The 6,702-nt window shown below is 70.0% G+C and carries 7 protein-coding genes and 1 tRNA gene; 5 read left to right on the top strand and 3 right to left on the bottom strand.

Going from position 1 to position 6,702, the window contains the following annotated elements; translation table 11 throughout:
* Positions 1-563 (bottom strand): GAF domain-containing protein (locus AC1DVZ_RS18525; RefSeq protein WP_477619670.1); only part of this gene is annotated, 563 nt, incomplete at its 3' end.
* Between the two features lie 467 nt (positions 564-1,030).
* Between AC1DVZ_RS18525 and AC1DVZ_RS18520 the strand changes: the two genes are divergently transcribed.
* Entirely contained in the window at positions 1,031-1,693 is a 663-nt protein-coding gene (locus AC1DVZ_RS18520) for an RNA polymerase sigma factor (RefSeq protein WP_477619669.1), read from the top strand.
* 14 nt (positions 1,694-1,707) lie between these two features.
* On the opposite strand, the gene AC1DVZ_RS18515 is transcribed toward AC1DVZ_RS18520, so the two are convergent.
* Together AC1DVZ_RS18515 and AC1DVZ_RS18510 are read right to left on the bottom strand one after the other, a co-directional pair.
* Positions 1,708-2,385, bottom strand: a complete 678-nt coding sequence (locus AC1DVZ_RS18515; RefSeq protein ID WP_477619668.1) for an NADPH-dependent F420 reductase — start codon at positions 2,383-2,385, stop codon at positions 1,708-1,710.
* Between the two features lie 91 nt (positions 2,386-2,476).
* Positions 2,477-2,559, bottom strand: a tRNA-Leu gene (locus AC1DVZ_RS18510).
* A 194-nt stretch (positions 2,560-2,753) separates the two neighbouring features.
* Between AC1DVZ_RS18510 and AC1DVZ_RS18505 the strand changes: the two genes are divergently transcribed.
* The 4 genes from AC1DVZ_RS18505 to AC1DVZ_RS18490 all read left to right on the top strand — a co-directional run.
* Positions 2,754-3,602 carry an FhaA domain-containing protein gene (locus tag AC1DVZ_RS18505; RefSeq protein WP_477619666.1) on the top strand — a complete coding sequence of 283 codons (849 nt, stop codon included), beginning with the start codon at positions 2,754-2,756 and terminating at the stop codon, positions 3,600-3,602.
* Positions 3,603-3,611: 9 nt separating this feature from the next.
* On the top strand, positions 3,612-4,112 hold the full coding sequence (locus AC1DVZ_RS18500) for an FHA domain-containing protein FhaB/FipA (RefSeq protein ID WP_477619665.1): 501 nt from the start codon (positions 3,612-3,614) through the stop codon (positions 4,110-4,112).
* 12 nt (positions 4,113-4,124) lie between these two features.
* The gene (locus tag AC1DVZ_RS18495) at positions 4,125-5,468 is read left to right on the top strand and encodes a PP2C family protein-serine/threonine phosphatase (RefSeq protein WP_477619664.1); all 1,344 of its coding nucleotides are present in this window, start codon (positions 4,125-4,127) and stop codon (positions 5,466-5,468) included.
* Positions 5,465-6,702: FtsW/RodA/SpoVE family cell cycle protein (locus AC1DVZ_RS18490; RefSeq protein WP_477619662.1), on the top strand; the 1,238-nt coding region annotated here is incomplete at its 3' end. The genes AC1DVZ_RS18495 and AC1DVZ_RS18490, both read left to right, overlap by 4 nt.

Here is a 6,702-nt window from a genome sequence, read left to right as displayed (position 1 = left end):
CCACCGTGCTCAGCGGCTTGCTCGGCGGCTCGATCGGCGCCCTGGTCGACACCCTGGTCCACGCCTTGGCCCACGCCCTGCCACCCCGCCGTCGCGCTGGCCACGCCCAGCGAGTCGTGGATCGCGTCGCGGGCAGACAGCAACAGCCGCCGATCGGCCTGGCTGAAGTCGCGGGGTTCGTCGTTCAGGACGCAGATGGTCCCGAAGACGGCACCGTCGGGCCAGTAGACAGGGAACCCGAGATAGGCCAGCAACCCGAGTCGCGCGTCGGGGTTCTCGACCCACTCCGCCTCGCTGCGGCTGTCTGCCACCACGAGCTCTGCCTGACGGGTGATGACGTACTCGCACAGCAGGCCCGGCTCGAGACTCAGCCGCTCGCCCGGGTCGTAGTAGCCCTGGTCGAGGCTGGGTGCGGTCATCTCGATCCCACCGTCATCCGTGCACCGGGTCACGAGCCCCAGCTTCACGTTCATCGACCGTGCGAGGACGGTCATCAACAAGCGCCACGACGCCACCGTCTCCTCTGACGGCGCCCGCGTGGTTACCGACTCCTGGTCCGGCATCTCCTGATCCCCCTGCATCGAGTTGTCTCCCCACCCGTCCAGGTACCCACAGCGGCCCGCACCGCCGTGGCACCAAGACAGGTATTTCCCCCCGTGTGTGGGGAGTTCTCGGCAGCCACGCTGGAGTTGTCCGTCAGCACCACGGCTGGTCCACAACTCGACAGAGACTGCACAACGTGTCGACCGGCCGCAGCCTGAATCCCCAGACGGCCCGGGTCGACATGCCGGAGGCGGGTGCGGCGACCATCGCCCCCTCGAGCTGGTTGCCTCACCCGTCCTCCCCTTCCGGGGTGCCCGGGGTCGGTATGCCGTCCGCTTGCGTACCGGCCCGCCACCCCTGCAGACGCTCAACAACCAGTCCAGAACCTAGCCCCGCCGCGCGGCTATCGGCAACCACCACCGCCGGAGCAGCCGCGGACTCCCCGCCGTCCCGGACCCTTCCGGACGCCTTGACGAGGAAGGACCTGATGCCATCGCTACCCCTCGGTCGGGGCGCGCCACAACCCCCGCGCAGCACCGAGGCCGCCCCGCGGCACGATGCTGACGCCGCGCTGCACGATGCCGACGTCGCGCAGCACGATGCTGACGTCGAGGAGGCTGACGCGGCCCTGATCGAGGCGGTCAGGGCGGGCGACGAGACCGCCACGGCGACCTTGTACACGCGCTACCACGCGTCGGCGCTGAGGGCAGCGAGGGGCATCGCCGGGCACGGGGTGGCCGAGGACCTCGTCTCCGAGGCCTTCACCAAGGTGCTCGTGGCCATCCTCCACGGGGCCGGTCCGCAGCGCGCGTTCCGCCCCTATCTGGTCGCGACGATCCGCAACCTCTACGTCGACGGAATCCGCCGGAGCGCCCGGGAGTTCCTGGTCGACGACCCTGACGTCCTCGACAATGCGGAGCCCGATGGTGCCGAGGCGTTCGTGGAGCACAGCGTGATGATGGATGTGCTTGCGACCCTCCCGCCCCGATGGCGGGAGATCCTGTGGCGGACCGTGGTGCTGGGCGAGCCCTTGGGTGTGGCGGCCGCCAGGATGGGCCTGAACCCCAATGCGGCCGCCGCGCTGAACTTCCGGGCGCGGGGTGGCCTGCTCAAGGCCTACCGGGAGGCCCACGAGCAGGAGACGGGCTAGGCAACGACCTCGGGTCAGCGCACGACCTTGAAGTTGAACTGCCCCGTGCCCAGCGCACCCATGAGGCGGAGCCACAGGGGCAGGAGCATCTCGGCACCGCGAGCGGTCTCCAACGCGCCGAGGTCGATGACGTCGTCGTGCCCGAAGGACTCCAACAGCTCGACGACCTGGGCCTTCGCGTCCGCGTCGTCACCCGACACGAAGACGGTGCTCGACTGACCGAGCGACTGGGGGTCGACCATCAGCGAGGCGGTCAGGGTGTTGAGGGCCTTGACGACCTTGGCCCCGGGATACGCGCGCTGCACCTGCTCGGCCAGGGAGTCGGTGTCCTTGACCAACAGGGTGGGCGGGAAGCCGGCCGAGAAGTCCAACGCGTTGGCGATGTCGAGCAGCACCTTGCCCTTGAGGTTGTCGGCTCCGGCACGGTCGAGGACGTCGAACGTGACCGCACCGGAGGAGGCGTTGACGACCAGGCTGGCCCCGGCTGCGGCGTCGGCGAAGGTGGTCAGCTCCACGCCGGGGTGAGCGGCGTGCCAGGTCCCGAAGGGTGGGTTGCCCATCTGGTCGGGGTCGACCCGGGCCGTGGTCGCCGCAGGGTCACGCGTGCCGATCGCGACTGAGTGGCCCAGCTCGTCGAGTCGGCCGGCGATCGCCCGGCCGACGGCGCCGGTGCCGAGAACTGCGATATCCATGCGGAGATAGTAGGCACGGACGTCCCAGCCGTGGCCTGCACACAACGAAGAAGGACCCCCGACAAAGCGTTGGGGGTCCTTCTTCGTTGTGTGCGCGAGGGGGGATTTGAACCCCCACGCCCTTTCGGACACTGCGACCTGAACGCAGCGCGTCTGCCGTTCCGCCACTCGCGCGTGGGAACGGCCAATTGTGGCGTACGCCCCCCGCGTTCGCCAAACTGGCCCCTCGCGCCCCTGAGGACGTGGCCACGAGGACCGTCGGCCCCCTTCGACGCGGCGCGCATGACCAGTCTGCCCAGACCAGCCCGTTACGATCGGGAGCAGACGTGACCAGACATCGCAGGGCAACAGGTGAGGAGGTGCGAGCAGTGGGTCTGTTCGACCGGGTCGAGCAACGCCTCGAACGCGCCGTCAACGGTGCCTTCGCCCGTGCCTTCAAGTCCGAGGTCCAGCCGGTGGAGATCGCCTCCGCGATCCGCCGCGCCATGGACGACCGCGCCGCCGTCCTCGGCCAGGGCCGGACCATCGTGCCCAACCTGTTCACCGTGGAGCTCTCCGACACCGACTACGAGCGGCTCGGTGGCTACGACGAGGAGCTCGAGAACGAGCTGATCGCCGCCGCCCAGGAGCACGCCGAGTCCCAGCGCTACCAGCCCGGCGGTCCCCTGCAGGTGAACTTCGCGAGCGCCAACGACCTCGAGACCGGGGTCTTCCGCCTCCGCACCTCCACCGCCCGGCGGCCCGGAGCCGCCCCCAAGCGGGGCGAGGAGGGGTATGCCGCGACGCCGGCTCCCAGCCCCGCCGCACCGCCCGCGCCCACGCCGGCCGCACGCCCACGGCATACCGAGGACGACGGGTTGGAGGCGACGCAACGACAGGCTCCCGTCCCCCCGCCGGCCCAGCAGCGCCGGGTCAACCCGGCCGATCGCCCGTGGCTGGACGTCGACGGCGAGCGCTACCCGCTGATGGGCGCCATGACCGTGCTCGGCCGCGACGACAGCGCCGACATCATCCTCGACGACCCGGGAATCTCCAGGCAGCACAGCGAGATTCGCGTGACCAACGACGGGCCGCACCTCGTCGCGAGCATCCGCGACATGGGCTCGACCAACGGCACGTTCGTCAACAGCGAACGCATCACCAGTCAGCGCCTGTCCGACGGGGACCGGATCACGGTGGGGCGCACCTCCGTCATCTACCGCGCCGGGCGGCGGTGAACGCCACGCATGAGTGAACTCACCCTCACGATCATCCGCCTCGGGCTGCTCGTCCTCCTGTGGATCTTCGTCTTCAGCGTCGTCGGTGTGCTCCGCGGAGACATCTACGGCACCCGCGTCGTCAGTCGCACGCCTCGCAAGCCCGCGCCCGCAGCCCGGCAGCCCGACTCCCGATCGGCCGCGCCCGCGAAGCCGGCCAAGCGGCAACCCCACTCCACCGTGCCGCACTCCCTCGTGGTCACCCAGGGGCCACTCACCGGCACCAGCCTGCCCCTGCGTCAGGCCGGCACGATCATCGGTCGCAACCCCGAGTGCGCCTTGATCCTCGACGACGACTTCGCGAGCGGCCGCCACGCCCGGATCTTCCACCGCGACAACGCCTGGTTCGTGGAGGACCTCGGCTCCACCAACGGCACCTTCGTCGGCACGGAACGACTGACCGGCCCCGTCCGGGTCGAAGCAGGCAGCACCCTGCGGATCGGCAAGACCGTCATCGAGCTGCGGCGTTAGGTAGCCACGACGATGCCCTTCGCCTTCCACTACGCCGCGCGCTCCGACGTCGGCATGGTCCGTTCGGAGAACCAGGACTCCGGCTATGCCGGGCCGCGCCTGCTGGCGATGGCCGACGGCATGGGCGGGCACGCCGGCGGTGACATCGCGTCGTCCACCGTGATCGGCGCGCTCGTCGACCTCGATGGTGAGGCCCTGGGCAGCAGTGAGGCGAGTTCGGCTCTGCTGCAACGGATCACGGCTGCCAACCACCAGCTCGCCGAGATCGCCAAGGCCGAGCCGGCGCTGCAGGGCATGGGCACCACGCTGATCGCGATCCTGCGGTCCCACAACAAGCTCGTCCTCGCCCACATCGGCGACTCCAGGGCCTACCTCGCCCGCGAGGGCAAGCTCACCCAGATCACCAAGGACCACTCCTTCGTCCAGAGCCTCGTGGACGAGGGACGGATCACCGAGGACGAGGCCATCGGGCACCCGCAACGCTCACTGGTGACCCGGGTCCTCACCGGACAGCACGACGACGAGCCCGACGTGACCGTCCGCGAGGCCCGCATCGGCGACCGTTACCTCATCGCGTCCGACGGCCTCACCGACTACGTCGCCGGCGACACCATCGCCGAGATGGTCCTCGCCGGACAGGCCCCGGGACCCACGGCCGAGCGTCTCGTGGACCTCGCCCTCAAGGCCGGCGCCCCCGACAACGTCACGATCGTCATCGGTGACGTCGTCGACCTCACCAAGGTCACCGCGCCGCCGACCCAGCCCCAGATCGTCGGGGCGGCCGCCACCCGCACCCGGAGTGGCACCCGACCGATCCCGGTGACCCCCGCGGCGAAGGCCGCTGCCCTGTCCCGCGAGGCCGCGGGTCAGAGCGATGACGAGGACGGCCAGGACGTCACCCTCGCCGAAGAGGGGCCCGCCTCCGGACCAGCCCGGTGGCTGCGTCGCCTCGCCCTGCTCGGCTTGGTGCTCATCGTCTTCGGCGGTGGCGCGTATGCCGCGTACGCCTGGTCCCAGCACCAGTACTTCGTGGGTGCCCACCAGGGCAATGTCGCCATCTACCAAGGGGTTTCGCAGGACCTCGGACCGGTCAAGCTGTCTCACGTCGAGACGCAGTCCGACGTCCTCGTGGCCGACCTCCCCGACTTCGAGCGCCAGCAGGTGCAGCAGACCATCGCCAAGGACTCGCTGGCCGACGCGCGGGCCCTGCTCAACCGCCTGCGCACCGACGCACTTCGGTGCGCGGCGAGCCGGGCCACCGGCGGCGCCTGTGACGACTCCAGCACCCCGACGCCCTCCACGACCACGAGCACCACCACGGCGCCGACCACGGCTGCGACCACGACGACGAGATGACCACCGTTTCGAGCTTCGCCCCCCGCACCCGCCGCAACGTCGAGCTGGTGCTGCTCCTGCTGGCCGTGAGCATCGTTGTCCTGGCCTACGTCAACGTCGGGCTCTCCGTCTCGGGCGCCTTCCCCCCGGGCCTGGTCACGCACGGTGCCGGCCTGCTCGTCATCTCCGTCGCCTTCCACCTGCTGCTGCGGTGGAAGGCGGCGTATGCCGACCCCCTCCTCCTCCCGATCGTCACGCTGCTGAACGGGTTGGGGCTGGTCATGATCCACCGCCTCGACATCGCCGAAGGACGTGACATCAGCGAAGGCCTGGCCCTGCGCCAGCTCACCTGGAGTGCGCTGGCCGTGGCGATCGCGGCAGTCGTGCTGTGGTTCCTTCGCGACCACCGGATGCTGCGGCGCTACACGTTCACCGCCGCCGTCGTCGGTTTCGGGCTGCTGATCCTGCCGCTGGTCCCCGGCATCGGTCGCACCGTCAACGGGTCACGGATCTGGATCGGGCTGGGGCCGTTCACGTTCCAGCCCGGTGAGGTCGCCAAGATCGTGCTCGCCGTGTTCTTCGCCGGCTACCTCGTGCAGACCCGCGACGCACTGTCGCTCGCAGGGCGCAAGGTGCTCGGGTTCACCTTCCCGCGGGGCCGGGACCTCGGGCCGATCATCGTCGCCTGGGTGCTGAGTCTCCTCGTGCTCGTCTTCGAGAAGGACCTCGGCTCGTCGCTGCTGCTGTTCGGGCTGTTCGTGTCCATGCTCTACGTCGCCACGGAACGCACCTCGTGGATCGCCATCGGCATGACGTTGTTCTGCGGCGGGGCCTATCTCGCCTTCCTCCTGTTCGGGCACGTCCAGCAGCGGGTGCACCTGTGGCTCGACCCGTTCGCCCCCGACCAGTCGGACCAGGTGGCCAAGGGCCTGATGGGCATGGCCGCCGGTGGCCTGCTCGGCACGGGCCTGGGTCGTGGGCGTCCCGACCTCACCTACTTCGCCGAGTCGGACTTCATCATCCCGAGCTTCGGCGAGGAGCTCGGCCTCATCGGCCTGTTCGCACTCCTGGTGCTCTACGTGCTCCTGGTCGAGCGCGGGCTGCGGACCGCGCTCGGAGTGCGCGACGGTTTCGGCAAGCTGCTCGCCGCCGGGCTGGCGTTCTCGGTGGCCCTCCAGTGCTTCGTCGTCGTCGGCGGCGTCACCCGGGTCATCCCGCTGACCGGCCTGACCATGCCGTTCCTGTCCTACGGAGG

It is taken from the genome of Pedococcus sp. P2_E5, assembly GCF_056403895.1.
This window is presented reverse-complemented; position numbering and strand designations above follow the sequence as displayed.

Excerpts from the sequence above, each read along its gene's own strand:
- AC1DVZ_RS18520 (WP_477619669.1), top strand. The coding sequence starts at position 1,031 with ATGCCATCGCTACCCCTCGGTCGGGGCGCGCCACAACCCCCGCGCAGC.
- AC1DVZ_RS18515 (WP_477619668.1), bottom strand. The coding sequence starts at position 2,385 with ATGGATATCGCAGTTCTCGGCACCGGCGCCGTCGGCCGGGCGATCGCC.
- AC1DVZ_RS18500 (WP_477619665.1), top strand. The coding sequence starts at position 3,612 with ATGAGTGAACTCACCCTCACGATCATCCGCCTCGGGCTGCTCGTCCTC.
- AC1DVZ_RS18495 (WP_477619664.1), top strand. The coding sequence starts at position 4,125 with ATGCCCTTCGCCTTCCACTACGCCGCGCGCTCCGACGTCGGCATGGTC.